Annotated in this window: 13 protein-coding genes; 8 read left to right on the forward strand and 5 right to left on the reverse strand. The window is 56.3% G+C overall.

The window, feature by feature from the left end:
* The first annotated feature begins 164 nt into the window (after positions 1-164).
* The 4 genes from Poly24_RS12250 (at position 165) to Poly24_RS12265 (ending at position 6,416) form a co-directional block, all read left to right on the forward strand.
* Positions 165-1,127, forward strand: coding sequence for a DUF1559 domain-containing protein (locus tag Poly24_RS12250; RefSeq protein WP_145095329.1), 963 nt, complete (start codon positions 165-167; stop codon positions 1,125-1,127).
* A 349-nt stretch (positions 1,128-1,476) separates the two neighbouring features.
* Complete coding sequence (locus tag Poly24_RS12255) at positions 1,477-1,878, forward strand: hypothetical protein (RefSeq protein ID WP_145095332.1); 402 nt, start codon at positions 1,477-1,479, stop codon at positions 1,876-1,878.
* A 62-nt stretch (positions 1,879-1,940) separates the two neighbouring features.
* Positions 1,941-4,967, forward strand: coding sequence for a DUF1553 domain-containing protein (locus Poly24_RS12260; protein ID WP_145095335.1), 3,027 nt, complete (start codon positions 1,941-1,943; stop codon positions 4,965-4,967).
* An 18-nt stretch (positions 4,968-4,985) separates the two neighbouring features.
* Positions 4,986-6,416: a DUF1501 domain-containing protein gene (locus tag Poly24_RS12265; protein WP_231753602.1), complete on the forward strand. Its 1,431-nt coding sequence runs from the start codon at positions 4,986-4,988 to the stop codon at positions 6,414-6,416.
* A gap of 105 nt (positions 6,417-6,521) precedes the next feature.
* Here Poly24_RS12265 and Poly24_RS12270 read toward each other — a convergent pair whose 3' ends face one another.
* On the reverse strand, positions 6,522-7,754 hold the full coding sequence (locus Poly24_RS12270; protein ID WP_231753635.1) for an NAD(P)/FAD-dependent oxidoreductase: 1,233 nt from the start codon (positions 7,752-7,754) through the stop codon (positions 6,522-6,524).
* Between the two features lie 819 nt (positions 7,755-8,573).
* Between Poly24_RS12270 and Poly24_RS12275 the strand changes: the two genes are divergently transcribed.
* From Poly24_RS12275 to Poly24_RS12285, 3 genes are all read left to right on the forward strand, one after another.
* Positions 8,574-9,509, forward strand: coding sequence for a D-alanyl-D-alanine carboxypeptidase family protein (locus tag Poly24_RS12275; protein ID WP_197452525.1), 936 nt, complete (start codon positions 8,574-8,576; stop codon positions 9,507-9,509).
* A gap of 234 nt (positions 9,510-9,743) precedes the next feature.
* The gene (locus tag Poly24_RS12280; protein WP_197452526.1) at positions 9,744-10,991 is read left to right on the forward strand and encodes a dipeptidase; all 1,248 of its coding nucleotides are present in this window, start codon (positions 9,744-9,746) and stop codon (positions 10,989-10,991) included.
* A gap of 335 nt (positions 10,992-11,326) precedes the next feature.
* Entirely contained in the window at positions 11,327-12,691 is a 1,365-nt protein-coding gene (locus Poly24_RS12285) for an alpha/beta hydrolase family protein (RefSeq protein ID WP_145095344.1), read from the forward strand.
* 116 nt (positions 12,692-12,807) lie between these two features.
* Here the strand turns inward: Poly24_RS12285 and Poly24_RS12290 are convergent, their stop codons facing one another.
* The 4 genes from Poly24_RS12290 to Poly24_RS12310 all read right to left on the reverse strand — a co-directional run bounded on the left by Poly24_RS12290 (position 12,808) and on the right by Poly24_RS12310 (position 16,182).
* The gene (locus Poly24_RS12290; protein WP_145095347.1) at positions 12,808-13,758 is read right to left on the reverse strand and encodes an amidohydrolase family protein; all 951 of its coding nucleotides are present in this window, start codon (positions 13,756-13,758) and stop codon (positions 12,808-12,810) included.
* A 138-nt stretch (positions 13,759-13,896) separates the two neighbouring features.
* On the reverse strand, positions 13,897-14,331 hold the full coding sequence (locus tag Poly24_RS12295; RefSeq protein WP_145095350.1) for a hypothetical protein: 435 nt from the start codon (positions 14,329-14,331) through the stop codon (positions 13,897-13,899).
* 621 nt (positions 14,332-14,952) lie between these two features.
* Entirely contained in the window at positions 14,953-15,357 is a 405-nt protein-coding gene (locus Poly24_RS12300) for a VOC family protein (protein ID WP_145095353.1), read from the reverse strand.
* Between the two features lie 366 nt (positions 15,358-15,723).
* Positions 15,724-16,182 (reverse strand): SRPBCC family protein, encoded by a 459-nt coding sequence (locus Poly24_RS12310; protein ID WP_145095359.1) that lies wholly within the window; start codon positions 16,180-16,182, stop codon positions 15,724-15,726.
* 922 nt (positions 16,183-17,104) lie between these two features.
* Here Poly24_RS12310 and Poly24_RS27040 point away from each other — a divergent pair.
* Positions 17,105-17,251 (forward strand): hypothetical protein, encoded by a 147-nt coding sequence (locus Poly24_RS27040; protein ID WP_197452527.1) that lies wholly within the window; start codon positions 17,105-17,107, stop codon positions 17,249-17,251.
* Positions 17,252-17,413 lie beyond the last annotated feature (162 nt).

The raw sequence follows: 17,413 nt of genomic DNA on the forward strand, positions 1-17,413 counted from the left end.
CGCTGGCGGCCTGGGTTTGCTGCCGAATGCACCTTAGTGGCGCGATAATGGCGGCGATTCGGTTCTTGACACCCGCATCCCCTCGAATGTAGCATGTCGTACATCTGATGGTCCGATATATGATCGGGGCGTTTTTTTTCCGACATTTGTAAAGGCAAGTACGAATGAAACAGCGTGAAGATCGTACCCGGAACAGGGGGTTCACCCTCGTCGAACTGTTGGTCGTGATTGCGATCATCGGAATTCTGGTTGGCTTGCTTCTTCCGGCGGTACAAGCCGCCCGCGAAGCGGCACGTCGGATGCAATGTTCCAACCAATCGAAACAGTTGGCCCTTGCATTGCATAACTATCATGACACCCACCGCGCATTTCCTGCCGGGCTGATGAACACGATTTCGTATTGGCCTGGTGATCCCGCGTTAGGCGCGTCGGCACGAGGTGGATGGTTTGGTCCAATCTTGCCGTTCGTCGAACAGTCTGCGATTTACGATGCTTGGATGGCGGAACAGCAGGCGGGGGTCCGCAACCTCTTCTTCAGCCTCCGAAAAGAGGTGATTCCATCGTTCAACTGCCCTTCGGATCCCGGCGCGGGAAAAGTAACGACCGACGGCATCGCAGGCAACTACCTGCTCTGCGGTGGCGGTTATGCCTGGGGCAATGAAAACACCGTCACCGATTCCACGGGGAAACGTCCGACGGGAATGTTCTACACCCAATCCTGGATTCGAATGCGGGACGTCATCGACGGAACGTCCAATACGGTGCTGGGAAGCGAAATCATTCTTGTGGACGATCTCGAAGGGACCCCGCCGGCAGGTTGTGGATCTCGAGATATGCGGGGCCTGTATTGGAATCATGTCCACATGGGAAGCTTGGTTCTCACCGCACGTCCCCCAAATTCGACAGCTGGCGATATCATGAGCTGGGGCGGCCGAAGCACGCGGCATGCACCGCTGGCCAGTTGTTCCAACAACGGCGGGATCGTTACGCCTCGCAGCCATCATCCCGGGGGTGTCCAGGTGATGCTTGCCGACGGATCGGTTCGCTTTGTAGCAGAAACCATCGATACCAGCCTGTTTCAATATCTTGGTACCAAGGGGGACGGCGAGGTGATTGGGACGTACTAGCGTCGTTCGAGTCGCTTGATTTCTGTGCATCAAGCGATTCGCAAACCCTTCCCACGTCACGCATTTTCCATCACCGCTCCGTTGCGATCGCTTTCCGTTCTGCCACGAACGGGTCGCAGTCGCCGGGGCGCTGATTTGCCACCCGATCGCGATCGGCCCCGGCACGGTCACCAACGTTCGAAAAGGGCGCACTCCCATCCAGAGTCGCATCTTCTTCGAGCCCTTCGGCGTGGCCGTTCACGTCGCAAACTTCCACGCATCCTGCTTGAACTCACCCTCAAGCCTCCCCTCTCAATAGCCTCCTGATCCGCGAGCAGACTCGCGTTCGAATCGTAGAAAGGATCCACACATGATGTGCTTGCCACGCCACGCGCTATGGTTATTAGCGGTCTCCGTTTTTGTCGGCTGTTCCAACTCTGGATCCGGCCCCGCGCTCTACGAAGTATCCGGCGAAGTGGTTGTCGATGGCCAACCGCTTGAAAACGGATCGATCACATTTGAGCCCGTCGACGGGAAAGGAGGAGTCTATGGAGATCAAATTCAGAACGGGCGGTACACCGTCCAGGTTGCCAGTGGAGAAAAACGAGTCAGCATTCTTGCCAGTCGTCCTTCCAAAGCTTTGGGACCCGATGGGAATCCAATGTCGGAGCAGTACATCCCGGCAAGCTACAATACAAAAAGCCAGTTGACGGCCAGCGTGGTTGCGGATGCACAAAATGAAGTCGACTTTACGCTGGATGTCGGCAAGTGAGCGGCGTCCGGTCGTTTGCTAGTCGATCGATTTTCCCTCGCCAATCGTTCCTGCACGGCATCATGAGAATGTACCTCCCTAAGCCCTTTCAACGCCGCACGCAATGTTTCGTCATCGTTCTGATGACTCTGGGAATGTTGTGCTGTAGGGCGAGCGTTGCGGCTCCAGTCGATTTCGTTACTCAGATCGCGCCGATTCTTCAGCAGCATTGCGTTCACTGTCACAACGAAACGCGGAAGAGTGGCGAGCTGTCGCTTGCGTTTGGCAAAGATCTCTTGAGTTTGGAGTTCGTCGTTCCGGGCGAGCCGCAGAACAGCCATCTGATCGACACGGTCACTGCCGAAGCGGGCGAGTCGCCTTCGATGCCGGAGGAGGGTAGTCCGCTAAGCGAAGACCAGGTGTCGACGATTCGTCAGTGGATCGCCGAGGGGGCGAAGTGGCCCGAAGGTTTTGAAGTCCAGCCGAAGCCGAAAGCGGACGGTTCGTGGTGGTCGCTTCAGCCGGTTGCCGACGTGTCGCTTCCCGATCCGCAGCCGGGCGGTTCTTCGCATCCCATCGATCGATTCATTCAACGGCGGCTGAAGCAAGAGCAGCTTTCGCCGTCGCCACAAGCCGATCGTCGGACCCTAATTCGTCGCCTCTATTACGATCTGATCGGATTGCCTCCCACACCCGAAGCGGTTGCGGCGTTTGTGGCCCATCCCGATCCGAAAGTGTATGAAAAGCTTGTCGACCAGTTGTTGGAGTCGGATCACTTTGGCGAACGCTGGGCAAGGCATTGGTTGGACATTGCGCACTACGCCGACACGCATGGGTTCGAGCGGGACAAACTGCGTGACAATGCGTGGAGATACCGCGACTACGTCATCCGTGCGTTCAATGACGACAAGCCTTACGATCGGTTTCTGCGGGAACAAATCGCGGGAGATTTGATCGCTCCGGACGCTCCCGATTCGGTGATCGCGACGGGCTTCCTCGCAGCGGGACCTTGGGATTATGTAGGCCAAGTCGAAGCGAAGAGTCCCATTTTGCGGCGGGCTGCTCGAGCACTCGATCTGGACGACATGGTCACTCAGGTGATGACATCGACGATGGCGATGACGGTGAATTGCGCGCGTTGTCACGATCACAAACTCGATCCGATCACGCAACGGGAGTATTACCAACTGACCGCTGTTTTCGCGGGACTCTCGCGAAAGGATCGCGTTGTCAGTCATGCCGCCCAATCGGACTATGAATCGAACAAGGCACGCCTGGAGAAGTCGATCGCGGACCTGCAAACCGAGATCACACAACTGCAGGGGCAGGGCGTTGATCTGGCCGATATCGTTGGCGGTGGCAATGGATATGGAAGCGGTAAAAAGGGGCGAGGGATCGATCCCCGGAAAGGCTTAGTACAAGAGGCGTCGGCCAGCAGTTTGAGCGACGTGCGGTCGGGCCACTTCGCCGCCAGCGACAACCCGTTTGTCGACGGCGTCTTCATTCCGGCGTCGTTGAAAACGCAAATCAGTTCGACAGGCGTGTTTGTGTCGGAGCTACCGACTAACAGCGGCAATGCGTGGGATGCGATTCGCCATGGCCCGGTGACCAGCCAGTTTTCAAGCACGTTGGGAAGCACCGACTACAACGCCGACGGGCATTCGATGATCGGGCTGCATGCGAACGCTGGGATCACGTTTGATTTAGATGCGATTCGCGACGCGTTGATACAGGGCAAGACAGAAGCGACGAAGATTGATGGCTTTGAGTTTTCAACCACCGTCGGTTACGGCGGGCGAACGGTCGAACCGAGTGCTGAGTTCCACATCCTGTTCGACGGCGAATTGATTCTCCGCAAGCGAATCGGTCGCAACGACGTCGTTCACGTTTCGCGGCCGATCCCATCGAGCACGCGTTTCCTGACGTTGATCTCAACCGACGGCGGGAATGGATATGGGCACGATCAGGTGAGTTTTGGCGATCCACGCATTCGGTCGGTTGCGGCAACGGAGATTGCGGATCAAAAGCGAGAACAAATCGATCGGCTTCGTGCTCAAGTTAGTGAGTTGGAATCGGAACTGAAGTCGCTTGTTGCTCCGCCGGTCTTCTTTGGCGTCGCCTCGCAAAATCCGCCGGCCGTGCATGTCCTCTCACGCGGCGATCCCGAATCGCCGGGAGAAGCGGTTTCGCCGGGCGGTTTGAGTTGGTCGAAGGTACCGCGGGAGTTTGGCGATGCCGCAACAAGTGATAAGGAACGACGGTTGGCCATCGCCGACTGGATCGTCGATCCCCAAAACCCACTGACGGCGCGGGTGATCGTGAATCGGTTGTGGCACTGGCACTTCGGATCGGGGATCGTCGATACGCCCAGCGATTTTGGATTTGGTGGTTCGTTGCCGACGCATCCGGATCTACTGGACTGGTTGGCCAGCGAATTGGTTCGACAGAAGTGGTCGCTCAAGGCGATCCATCGACTGATCGTGACTTCGCAAACCTATCAACAGGTGAGCCGTCAACGCGCGGGGGCAATCGAACCAGGCGAGAAGGATCCTTCGATGATCGATGCTGACAACAAACTGTTGTGGCGAATGAATGGACGGCGGTTGGAAGCCGAAGCGGTTCGCGATTCGGTCTTGGCGATCAGCGGCAAGTTGAACGCTGAGATGTACGGTCCCGGTTTTCGTGACTTCGATTACCAGGAAGCGTATGCGCCGATCTATACCTACAAGACGGCGGACGCTCCCGAATTGTGGCGTCGCAGCGTCTATCGCTTCACCGTGCGGACGACCCCTTCGTCGTTCATGACCGCGTTGGACTGTCCCGATCCGGCCAACTTCACTCCCAAACGCAATGTCACAACGACGGCGCTTCAATCTCTGGCGATGTTCAACAACGATTTTATGTTGCGACAGTCGCGCTACCTGGCCGATCGGATCGCGGCCGACTCGGACCAGGTCGACAACCAAATCGAACTTGCCTTTCAGTTGGTGCTCGTCCGTTCGCCGTCGACGAAAGAGCTGCAGGGAGCGCGTGAATTGGTTCAACAGTTTGGCTTGCTGCATTTGTGTCGTGCGTTGTTGAACGCGAACGAATTTGTCAATTTGGACTAACAGGATTCGAGAAACATCGTGCAAACATTCAATCGACGTCAGGTATTGCAAACCGCTGGCGGCGGACTCGGCTGGCTTGCGTTGCAGTCGATGTTCCACCAGCAGGACGCGGTCGCTTCGGGAACGAAGCGGCTTGATCATCCGGCCCGCGCGAAAGCCGTGATCCAGATCTTTTGTCCCGGCGGGATGAGTCAGGTCGATACGTTTGACTACAAGCCCGAGTTGGAAAAGCGTTCGGGGAAGCCGTTTGATCCCGATGGCAAGCTGCAGTTTTTTGCTTCGAAGCCAGGCAATTGCCAATCGAGTTTTTGGGATTTCAAGCAGCATGGCGAATCGGGGCTGTGGGTCTCCGATTTGTTTCCCAAGCTCGCGAAACAGGTTGACGATCTGGCGTTCATCTATTCGATGCAAAGCAAGACCGCGTTGCACGGGCCCGCTTGTTTTATGATGAACACCGGATTCACGCTGCCCGGATTTCCCAGCATGGGATCGTGGGTGACGTACGGGCTGGGAAGCGAAAGCGAAGACCTGCCCGCGTTTGTTGTGCTGCCCGATCCGAAGGGCTTGCCGCCTGGCGGGATCATCAACTGGGGCGCTGGCTTTCTGCCGGCGGTCCATCAAGCGACGACGTTGGATTCGCGTGCCGGACAGCAACCGATCAACGATCTGTTTCCGCCAAAGGATTTTGCCGAAGTCGATCGAGCTTCGGATCAGGCGGGGCTCGATTTTCTACAGACGCTCAACCGCGAACATCTTGCCCAGCGTCAGGGGGACACCGATCTCGAGGCACGCATGTCCGCCTATGAACTGGCGGCGCGGCTTCAATTGAGTGCCCCTGAGTTATCCGATCTGTCGGGTGAATCCGCGGCGACGCAGGAAATGTACGGAATGAACGATGAGACGACCGGTGACTTCGGGCGCCAGTGTCTGCTGGCTCGCCGATTGGTGGAACGCGGCGTGCGATTCGTTCAACTGTATTGTGGCGCGGAGAACACGACGGCCAAAAAGATTCGTCCCAACTGGGATTCGCACGAGGATGTCGTACGGGACCACGGGCATTGGGGGCGTGTTCTCGACACGGGAGCCTCGGCGTTGCTTGCCGATCTGAAACGAAGCGGTTTGTTGGATGAAACGCTTGTGATCTGCACGACGGAATTTGGCCGGCAACCGGCCGCTCAAGGAGCCTCCGCCGCAGGACGGGATCACAATGCCGGTGCATTCACGGCGTGGTTAGCGGGAGGCGGGATAAAAGGCGGAGTCGGTTATGGCGCGACCGATGAACTCGGTTTCAAGGCGGTCGAAAAGCCGACTTACTGCTACGATCTTCACGCGACAGCACTGCATCTGCTCGGCATCGATCACACCAAGCTGTCGTTCTATCACAACGGCATCCAGCGGCGGCTGACCGACGTGCACGGGCATGTCATTCCCGCGATCCTCCGCAGCTGATCGCGTAGGCAACGTGAAACGGCTGGCGACCATTGAGGTGCATGCCACGGCAATCGTCTCGTACTTGCTCGCTAAGCGGCAGACCAACTCCCGCTTTCGGCCGGTTTAAAAACGGTTGAGACGGTACGGATGGGGATCGATATGAGGCGTTTGATCCGTCACCATTTCGGAGATCAATTTGCCGGTCGCGGTCGCCATCGAAAGCCCCAGCATGCCGTGACCGGCGGCCAACCAGACGTTGCCATGTCGCGGAACACGGCCGACCATGGGAAGTTCGTCGCAGCTCATCGGACGCCAGCCGGTCCATTGTTCGACGACGGGATTGGAGATGGGATCGCGCAGGTAGAGCTTCGCCGAATCGGTCAGCAGTTGCAGCCGTTCCTTTCGCAGCGATGCATCATATCCTGCGAATTCCATCGTCGAACCGATTCGCAGCGCGGTCGCGGTGGGAGTGATTCCCACGCGATGGTCTTCGAACAGCATCGGATATTTGGGACAGACCTCGGGGCGTTGCATCGTGATCGAATAACCTTTGCCTGGCTCCACGGGAATGCGTGCTTTCAGCTTTTGTTGGATCATCCGCGACCATGCTCCAGTGGCGAAGACCACCTGCTCGGCTTCGATGCGACCTTGGCTGGTTTGGATGGCATTCGTCTTGGAGCCGGTCGATTCGAGGTCGAAGAATTCGCAATTGTCGCGGATTTCCACCCGCTTCTCCTCTAGCAATCGTCGCCATGATTTCATCAGCAGATGGGGGCGTAGATGGGCGTCCCCTTCATACATCCACGCACCACATGCAAACTCTTTCAGCGCCGGTTCACGTCGCAGGAGTTCGTCCTGTTCGAGCCGTTCAAAGCTTTCACCAAACTCGTCGATCATCAATTGGTTCGTCGCCTCAAAGGACTCAAAATGCTTGCGGTCGCTGTTGACGAACATCAAGCCGATCGATTCCCATTCGCAGTCACCGAGCTGACCGTCGTCGATCATCGACTGGTATAACTTCCGCGATGAACGAAGCAGCGCGTGCCGCGCATGCCCCGCTTCGATCATGTTGGCGTGATTGCACCGCGTGGCGAACTTATAGAACCACCACCACATCTTTGGATCGATCCGGGCGCGGATCTTAAATGGGGAGTTTCGTGCGAAGAGCGTCTTCAGCGACGCACCCACCGCGCCAGGTCTGCAAAGCGGAAGGATATGACTCGGGGAAACGTAGCCGCAATTGCCGTGCGAACAGGCGCTGCCAAAGACGCCTTGATCGATAACGATCACTCGGCTTCCCGCGTTTGCGAGATAGTAAGCGCAGGCAGCACCAACGACACCACCACCCACAACCACGATCGGCTTTTCCCCTGTGCCAACCGCTGAAAAATCCTGTGGGGCAGATAGGGGCGGTGCGTTTTTCGAATTCGACTCGGGAAGCATCGCTTAGTAGACCTTTGAGCAAAACGGAAGTGGATACGTGGATGATTTTGTTCGCTGCGTCGAGAAGTAACAATACGCTCGCGCGTAATTTGATGGGGCTGGTTCCCAACGCACCTTCAGCGACCATGGCTTGGTGTCGCAACATCGCACTATGCTCACCGCCACTCCAGTGGGGGGGCATCCGCAACCGGCCAACGCCATCGCGAGGCGAGGTCCCCAGAGAGCATCGTGCTGCCGGAGCGAAAGGAACGATCGAATTGCCCACGTCGCGTTCCCTGCGGTCGTACGTTCGAACGAAAACAGCGATCGATGGCGAGACATAGGTTACGGAGATCCCGTCACTGGAATTCGCTGACTGCGGAGCGGAAGGAGGAACGTGCACGCTTGCATTGGTTCGGTCACCGTCCCTAAGCCTAAGCGATTTCTCGCCGCTGCCAATTATGTTGCGCAATGTGTCAGTTGTTTTGCGCAATAAGGCATTTTCGCATATCGGTTGACCAAACTAATTTGGTGCGGTGGCTTGGAGGGAAATGCAGTGCGGCGCCGTCGTGTACGATGGGACACGAGGTTGAAACGTAAGCCGTACGGAGGCTCTGCCGGCCATCTATTGAAGTTGGGTGGTTTCAAGTTGCCGCAGCCTGCACTGCCTCAGCGGCAATGATGTGTCAACCTTGCAACGCGTTCGGTGTGACCGATTTGCTTCGATCAATCGATAGGAATTTTGGAAGACACATGCTACCTCCCTATTTTGCCTCGCGAGCCTTGGTCGGAACGACAGCGTCCCTGTTCCTCTGCGTCGTGGCGGTCGTTGCGAGCGATCCGGTTGCTGACGCTCCGAAACAATCCCCCGATCCACTCGAAGGGCCACCGTTCGTCACTTGCAAAGCGTGGATCATCGCCGATGCCGATACCGGCGAAATCTTGGCGGGCGACAATCAGGACGACGAACGCAATCCCGCCAGCATTACGAAGATCATGACCGCCTTGGTTGTTTTGAAGCTCGCCGAGAAGTCGCCCGAGGTCTGGGAAGAAATGATTACGTTTTCCGAGAGAGCTGATGAGACGCCTGGTTCGTCCTGCTGGCTAAAAACGGGAGAGCGTTTGCCGGTCGAAGAGTTGATCTACGGGCTGCTGCTCCCCTCGGGCAATGATGCATCGGTTGCGATTGCCGAACACTTTGGCCCCAGGTTGGCTCAGGGAAAGGAGACTGGCTACGACGCATTTATCCGAACCATGTGCGAGACGGCTCAGCAACTTGGGATGGAGCGGACGCGCTATGGCAATCCCCATGGGCTCACCGAAGAGGGACATCTCACAACGGCCGCCGACATGGTCAAACTGACCCGCGAGGCGATGAAGTACGAGAAGTTCCGTGAAACCGTGGCGACGCGACGACATTCGACGACCGTACAGACGCCCGATGGGAACGATCGGAACGTCACCTGGAACAACACCAATCGCTTGCTGAAGCAGGAAGGTTATTTGGGGGTGAAGACAGGAACCACCCGCGCCGCGGGAGCGTGTTTGGTTTCGGCGGCTCAACGGAACGAGAGACGCCTTATCATGGTCGTGCTCGGTTCGTCTAGCAGCGATGCACGCTATGCCGATGCACGCAACTTGTACCGCTGGATGTGGAAACGGCTCGCCGCGGATAGTGCGGATGACTGATGCCAGCGCCTGGCCTCGAAAGGATTGGTTTGGTTTGCGTCGAAATGTTTGCGGTCGGCAACACCAGAAAGTGCCTCGGTCGATCCCTGTTGAGCCGACCGAAAAGGTTCGGTGCTTTGCCCCGGTCGATAGTATTGTTGATTCGTAATCGCTGTTGCGTTGGTGTGAAAGTTTCGGCTTGAAAAAGTGATGTTCTGTTCGACTCAATTAGTTTATGACCCTCGGAGGCATGTCGTGAAATCCATCTACCGCGTCATTTTGGGAATGGTGGTTCCCGTAATAGGGACGGTGATTGTCGCCGCGGCCAACGCGGATGAGCCTAGGGAGTCGCCGGGGATGCAGATCACAGAAAAGGCAAGGGAAATCCATGCCAAGAGTATCGTGATCGACGGTCACAACGATCTTCCTTGGAAGATACGGACCGACAGCGATTCCGCGTTTCAGATTCTCGACATCGCAAAGTCGCAGCCGCAATTGCACACCGATATCCCGCGTCTGAAAGCAGGCGGGGTGGGAGCCCAGTTTTGGTCGGTTTGGGTGCCGGTCCGACTCGGGTATGACGGGGTGGCATTTTTAACGACGGTCGAACAAATCGAATTGGTCAAAAAGATGGTGGCAACGTATCCCGACCATTTTGCTTCGGCGACAACGGTCGCGGATATCCGCCGGATCCATGGGGAAGGGAAGATCGCGTCGTTGATTGGTGTCGAAGGAGGGCATTGTATCGAGAATTCGATCAGTAATTTGAATCATCTGTTTGAACTCGGAGCCCGTTACATGACGCTGACCCATTCGGACAGCCTCGATTGGGCTGACTCTTCGACCGACAAGCCGAAGGCAAATGGTTTAAGTCCATTCGGCAATGAGGTCGTTCGGCGGATGAATCAGTTAGGAATGATGGTCGATATCTCGCATGTCTCGCCAGGAACGATGCATGCAGTACTCGATACAAGCCAAGCACCCGTGATCTTTTCTCATTCATCGGCTCGCGCCGTCGCCGATTCTCCACGCAACGTTCCGGACGATGTGTTGAAACGAATCCCTGAAAAGGATGGCGTCGTGATGGTCAACTACTTCTCAGCCTTTGTTGTTCCCGAAGCGGTTAAAGTCTATCACGCGGGTTTGGATTACCGTCGTGAGTTGGCGAAAGATCACAGTCCGGCCGAAGTTTCGGCATTGTATAAGGTATGGAAAAGCAAGAACCCCATGCCGCCGGGTGATATCGATGATGTGTTGGATCACATCGACCACCTCGTCAAGGTCGCCGGTTGGCAACATGTTGGGATTGGGTCTGATTTTGATGGGATCAGTGCGGTACCCGTTGGTTTGGAAGACGTCAGCACCTACCCTGCCATCACGCAGGGACTGCTCGATCGCGATTACACCGAGGAACAGATCCAGGGGATCCTGGGAGAGAATCTGCTTCGAGTGATGGAAAAAGTGGAAGCGACGGCGACAGAGCTGCGGCCGACAACGAAGTAAAAACGCAATCTCTCAAGTTGGATCCCTTGGGAATTCTAGAAGGTAGCCGGTGGTTTGAGCGGAGCGGACACCACCGGTTGCAATACCGCAATCAAACGCCGTCCCCGGCAGTGGGCAAGAACGGTCTGCAATCCATTCGGGGTTTCCTTCACGCTTCAAATACCTGGTACATTCGCCCATATCAGCTCTCGAATTCTGGAATTGCGTGTTATGGCAAACACATCGATACCAGATCTGGGGCTGCCCCTCAAATAGCGACAATCCTCCGTACGTAGGCCGTCGAGTCTTCGTTGTAAGGAAAATTGTCCCCCGCCTGATCGACTCCTGGAGATATCATGACAAGGCCCCATTTGCCTAAGCGACGGCTCGTCAACTCTCGAACCATCGCCACTGCGGTGTGGATGTTTGCACTGGTTATGCCCGCGTTGGGGCAGAAGTTGGACATCGAGAAAGAGAGCGTTATACGGAGCGGACGCGCTGACGGGCGTCATTTGAGTACACGTGGATTTCAGCAGTATCTCTTACGGAACGCGCAGCCCAAACTGGCATTCGACCCGGAGTTCACATCGGATGAATTCGCGCAGTGGCAGTCGCAGGTGCGGGGCAAGTTGTTGGAACTGATGAATTTCCCGGAACTGGTCGCTCAGCCCGAATCACGCCGGCTTTGGATTCGAAAACGGGAAGGGTATGTGCTGCAGAAATGGGAACTCTATCCCGAACCGGGCAGCGTTGTTCCCTTTCTCGTGCTGGTTCCCAACAGCGCGACACCCGCAAATCCGGCACCGGCGATCATGTGCATCCCCGGTTCATCGGGGACCAAAGAGAATCTGGCGGGCGAGCCGCCGCTGGGGCCGGCATTTAAGCCGGATGACCGCAATCATGATGGCTGGCTTCACGCGCAGCGTAATCAGCAGGCGGTGCAATATGCCCGCGCGGGTTTTGTCGCGGTGGCGGTCGATCATCCAGGAACCGGAGAACTGTCGGACCTGGCCCGGTATCGTGGCACCACGATGGACGATCGCAATACAATTTCTCGCTACCTGATCGACATGGGGCGCAGCTTTATCGCCCTCTCTGTGTTCCAGAAACTTCAGATCCTGGAGTGGTTGCGCGATCAACCGCACGTCGACGTCGATCGCATCGCCGTCAGTGGTCATTCGCTTGGAACAGAGGCTGTGCTGGCGCTGGCCGTGCTCGACCCGCAGATCCAAGCCATCGTGTGGAACGATTATCTTGCCGCCACGATGGAACGGGCGAAAGCCAGCACCAAACCGAACCACCGTGGGCTCAGGCCCGGTGCGAACTGGTTAGGCCACTCCGTTCCGGGACTGTGGCAGTGGTTCGACTATCCCGACTTGGTCGCCGCCATCGCGCCCCGTCCGCTGATCGTGACCGAAGGGGGACCGACCCATTCGCTGAACCTTGTGCGCAAGGCGTATCAGATCGCCGGAGCTGCGGATAATGTTTCGATCCACTACTACCCGCAATACCATGATCCGGCCAAACGACGCGATGGCAAGCCGATCCCCGAAGGCCTGAGTTCAACCGAATGGTTGGACTACGCCAACGTGCATGCCGCGCACCACTACTTCAAGGGGTACCTTGCGGTTCCGTGGTTGACGGGGCAGTTTCAGCTGCCGGATCCCGGGGAAGTCTATCCGCCGGCACCGCCCGAGGCGGCGCAAACGCTGCTGAAGTGACTGGAAGAGTCTGCGAGGCGCCGCAGGTGTGGCCTGTACCCTCGCGCGCCAGCGAGCCGCAGCATGCTTTGGCTTTTGGTCATCAAATGCAGCAGTCCTTCGTGTATCGCCGGTGTTTATAAATGAAACCCGAAGAGCCGCGCGGCGTTTCCTCCGAAGACCTTGCTCCGGTCCTCGTCGCTGAACGCGGGAAGCATTTGGGCGATCTGTTGCCGGTACTGTCGGTAGGACGCGTCCGTTGTCTCGGCGTTAAATCCTCCTCCGTAGATCAGTCGCTCAGCGCCCCATAATTCGGCTAGCCGACGCACCACCGGCTTCACATCCCGGTGCGGATATTTATTCTGGTCTGGCATCGCCGCTAACTTCATCACCGTGTTCGGTAACTCCGACCAACGCAGCACCACCGCGTGTTCCTCTGGCGTCCCCTGCATCGGTCGGCCCAGGTGGTCAATGATGACTCGAGTCTCTCGGTAGCGACGGAGATAGGGATCCAGCCGTTCTGCATAACGAGGTTCCAAGTGGATCTGCATTGCGACACCCGCATCGGTAGCGATCGACCACAACCGATCAAGCTCCGGAGTGTCCCACGGGGGCATACGACCCGGCGCGTAAGCGTGCAGACGAGTCGCAACGATATGCTCCTCGTGCTGCCGCAAAAATTGCGGCAGGCGACGTAGCGAATTTGGTTGGTCTGCAAAGAAGAGGCAGGTCCCCTTCAAACGTCCTTTGCCGACTTCGATACAGTGTTCCAAGTAGCGATGGTCATCCTGGTAGGGTTCGGGATGAACGACAATCGCGCGATCCACCCCCGCACCGTTCATCCGCTCCAGTAGAAACTCGGGCGTTGCCGCTCGTCCAGGCCGATAAGGCGCATTTGGGTGATACGGAAAACGCGCATCATCCGGTCCCGCGAAACAGTGAAGATGGGCATCGACCACCATCGACGTATCGCTGGCACCGTGTGCTACCGACAAGGACGTCGAAACGGCAAGCCCGGCGGCGATGACGCCCATCGCTTCTCGCCGATTTGGTAGGCGTTGTTTTTCATAACCCAAACGATCGATCATTCGTTGAAACTCACAAGTTGCGGTAGGAATTTTCGTGCGGAGCGATTGGCTTCTCTTGAGCGTCTAGTCTAGTCGATATCGCGGTGAAAGATGAATCCTGGCCGTGAAGTCTCTCCGCGTACGAAACCCACTCTCGGCTTAAAGGTGGTTCATTGTCAGGACTTTGACAATCATCCAAATTACCAATGCGCCGCGTGCCGTCCAGGCTGCGGTGCGGATCCAATTTGATCGCACCAGCCAGCGATGGACGTCGGAACGATAGCCGTTCGCCAGACTTCGGTGGCACGGAACCTGAATGGCCGCGGTCGAAATCCAAATGGCAATGACCAAGAAAAGTCCGAATAACGCCGCCGACTTGGGAATCTCCGCCGGTAAATAGAAGACCAGCAAGAGAGAGCTGATGGCTTCTGACAGCATGGGAGGGCCAACGATGAACGTGATTAAGAATTGATGTCGCCTCTGGTAGACGATGAAACGACGCTTGCCGACACCGTCGAACAAAGGGTAATGGACGACTTGAATCGTCCAAATCAATCCGACCAGAAAGAGCGTGGCGACAAGATTGATGATCAACAGAAGGATTGGAAACGGCACCGTGACGGTTGCTCATCTAGATTTGCGGAGACTTCGTGGGATTCGATGTTTCTATTCTATCGGTGTATCAAGCAGGGAGATCGCAAACCGCGTGGGGGCGCTGTGTGTTTTCGGAGAGATCCTGACGGGGACCCCGCCTTTATCAAGGTCTTCGCTCCTTGCCCGTTGGCATGCTACCGTGTGGGGATCCAATAAGTTTTCGGCGCATTCAACAGCAACCGCGGTAGCGGAGTGCGTTGAGTGCCAGGCAAAAGAACAAAAGGACGGGCTTTTGGCGTGCTACGGCAGGTTCACTCTACCAGGCGGGAAAACTGACACGCTGCAGAGTGCGGGAATGAATCTACGGGGGCGTGGGAACATGTCGGGTGCCCAGTTTTTGGCAATCACTTCTAACCGTAGATCGCTCTCCATCGGATCGGTCAGAAGCGGTCGCTCAGTTGTGGTGAGCAGGCTTGCCCAGAGTGTTGAAAGCGAGGGGCATCGTCGGATGTTGGCCCAGTGCGCCCGCCTCGGAACTCTTAGCCGCTTTCACCCTCCCCATGACTCTCGCCTGCTACGCTACGCAATGGTCTGCGAAACCACGGTTCCTTGATGACCGTTTTACGTTTGCATGGCGCTGGGGTCCATCCAAAACATTTCCCAGACGTGGCCATCCAGATCGGCGAGGTTTCGGTTGTACATGAACCCTAAATCCTGCTTCGGATTGATGTCGGCGGTGCCACCGTGTGTGGCAGCGACCTCGTTCAGTTTGTCGACCGCTTCTCGATCATCACAGGACAGTGCCAGCATCACTTCGCTTGAATCTGCCGAAGGAATTGGGCGACTCGTGAATGTCCGCCACTTATGGTGAGTCAGCAGCATGACGTAGATCGTCTCGCTCCACACCATGCAGGCAGTCGCTTCGTCAGAAAATTGCGGGTTGTTCTTAAATCCCAGCGCGTCGTAGAAGGCCATGGATGCCTTCAGGTCAGCGACAGGTAAGTTGACGAAGATCATTTTTGTCATTTCGTTTCTCCTTGGATCTTTCTCGTTGAGCGTTACCTTTTTACTCCGTCGGATCCCGGAAACCGAGACCCGCCGCCTCTAAGCTGGCGCGGAGAATATTGACTGCTTTCGGTCCCATCCCGTGAAGTTGGGACAGTTCGTGTTCCGTGATCGTGGTCAGTTGGTCCATCGATGGAAGCTTGGCCGCTACCAATGCTCGAAGCGCTGGGCGAGCAATGCCCTTTGGAAAGTTCGCTTTGATCGAGTCGGTTTGTGCGTCGCTCGCCAACCGCTGATTTGGGGCGTGGGGATGCGGGCATTGATCTCCGTTGGTGATCTTCTTATCTCCGGACATTGTTTCAGCGCACTCTGGTTCTAATCGGGGAGTCAAGCATCCTCGGGCATCTCCAGCTCGACAAGGTTTGCAAGTTGAATAAGCGACTCCTGCCAGCCGAGGTAACACCTTTCTACAGGAATCGCTGTCGGCAGACCTTCGTGAACGATTTCAATTTCGGTGCCGCAACTTAAAGTTCTCAAGGTAATGGTCTTCGTCATGTCGCCGGCCAGATTGGGATCATCGAACTTGTCAGCGATGCGAATCCGCTTGCCTGGAATCAATTCAACAAAAGTGCTTTCAAACGAGGTGCTGAAACCCTTTTTGAAATGGGTGAAATTCATGTGGTAACTGCCGCCCACTCGCGGGACGATTCGGTCGATTTTCCCTAGAAAGCCATACGGTGGCAGCCACCGGCACAAGGCTTCCGGATCAAGAAAGGCTTTGTACACACGTTCAGGAGGAGCACGCAGCACGCGATGAAGATGGATGGTGTTTGGTAAATCGGGCATGGAAGCTTCTCTTGTTAATGGGGTTCGTTTGATTGTTAGTCGATTGGGATTCTCTCGAATCGACATCTTCTGCAACTTTATTTGCCGGACGGCCTACGCGTTTTCTACCGCCCCATCCATATTGCGCAGACGTTAGATATATGACGACGTGTGATCGCATCCCGTTCTCTTTCGGTTAGGATTGCAGTACCTATTCTTCGACACTCCAGATTTCGATAAATCGGCCGTTCGGAATGCGAAACCGATGCATGAGGGCATTGTCATTGTCATTCGCAGACGTGCGAACCGGAGAATGCACCGCGACGAGATCGACCCCGGTCCGCAGGACTTCGAGCATTTTGTGGATCCTCAAAGTCGATTGGCTCAATTGCTCGCTGAATAATTGCGGCGAATATCGGCGGCGCTTAGGTCGCTGTTGGTTCATGAACAGCTGGGATCGTCGCCTGGATTGTGTAGGCACTTAAATAGGTCGACACGAGCGCTTGTTAAGCATGCGATTAACGGGGATGGATTTGGCCACGAACCCGAAGCGAACGGTCGTGATTTTCCACGAAAGTGATTGCATTCCCAAATGCTTAAGCCAGTAAGAGTGCCACACGTTGGCTAGATCGTCTTCAGGCTTGTTCTTGTGTGCCTGCCCTGAAACGGGAAGTCTTGCTTGAGTATTTTGAGCGCATGTCTGCGTCGACTGAACTTGCTGATGCCGACGTTTCTGTAGCCATCAGCCATCCGTCACGCCACCCTATGTTGGAAGCGCTCATTGAGGCGGAGCGGCCTGTGACCGTGATTGCCGAGGAGTTCAAGATGAGTCGGACCGCGGTTTCGTAGTATCTTCGCGTGCATCCATAATCCTCGACTTTTTGCAGCACAACGACACGGCGAAGAGTATCGGTACCGTTTGGTTTGCGATCGAGTAGGCCCCATGGGGAACTGGATCGCACACTACGAACCGTTCTGGGAAAAATATCATCAGCGCCACCAAGCCCATGTCGTGAACGGCGACGAACAGGTGATCGAAACCATCCATCGTGACGTAGTCTTTCCGAAGCCGCCGGAAGCGGTTTGGTAATCATTCGCCAGTAGGGCTGCACTGAGCGCGTGGTCGTACTCAAATGATTGCCACGGGGTGAGGATGGCTTTGCACGAACCGGTGCGAAGATCAAGCTGCGAGTTTTGGCAGCCGTGCCGGAACTAACGACCACCCGTGAGTCTGTTGGAGATTTCCTCTGGC

The sequence above is a fragment of the Rosistilla carotiformis genome (genome assembly GCF_007753095.1).
In the GTDB taxonomy this organism is placed as follows: domain Bacteria; phylum Planctomycetota; class Planctomycetia; order Pirellulales; family Pirellulaceae; genus Rosistilla; species Rosistilla carotiformis.

Coding starts and splice junctions, on each gene's coding strand:
- Poly24_RS12250 (WP_145095329.1), top strand. CDS start 165: ATGAAACAGCGTGAAGATCGTACCCGGAACAGGGGGTTCACCCTCGTC.
- Poly24_RS12255 (WP_145095332.1), top strand. CDS start 1,477: ATGATGTGCTTGCCACGCCACGCGCTATGGTTATTAGCGGTCTCCGTT.
- Poly24_RS12260 (WP_145095335.1), top strand. CDS start 1,941: ATGAGAATGTACCTCCCTAAGCCCTTTCAACGCCGCACGCAATGTTTC.
- Poly24_RS12275 (WP_197452525.1), top strand. CDS start 8,574: ATGCTACCTCCCTATTTTGCCTCGCGAGCCTTGGTCGGAACGACAGCG.
- Poly24_RS12285 (WP_145095344.1), top strand. CDS start 11,327: ATGACAAGGCCCCATTTGCCTAAGCGACGGCTCGTCAACTCTCGAACC.
- Poly24_RS12290 (WP_145095347.1), bottom strand. CDS start 13,758: ATGATCGATCGTTTGGGTTATGAAAAACAACGCCTACCAAATCGGCGA.
- Poly24_RS12300 (WP_145095353.1), bottom strand. CDS start 15,357: ATGACAAAAATGATCTTCGTCAACTTACCTGTCGCTGACCTGAAGGCA.
- Poly24_RS12310 (WP_145095359.1), bottom strand. CDS start 16,182: ATGCCCGATTTACCAAACACCATCCATCTTCATCGCGTGCTGCGTGCT.
- Poly24_RS27040 (WP_197452527.1), top strand. CDS start 17,105: ATGGGGAACTGGATCGCACACTACGAACCGTTCTGGGAAAAATATCAT.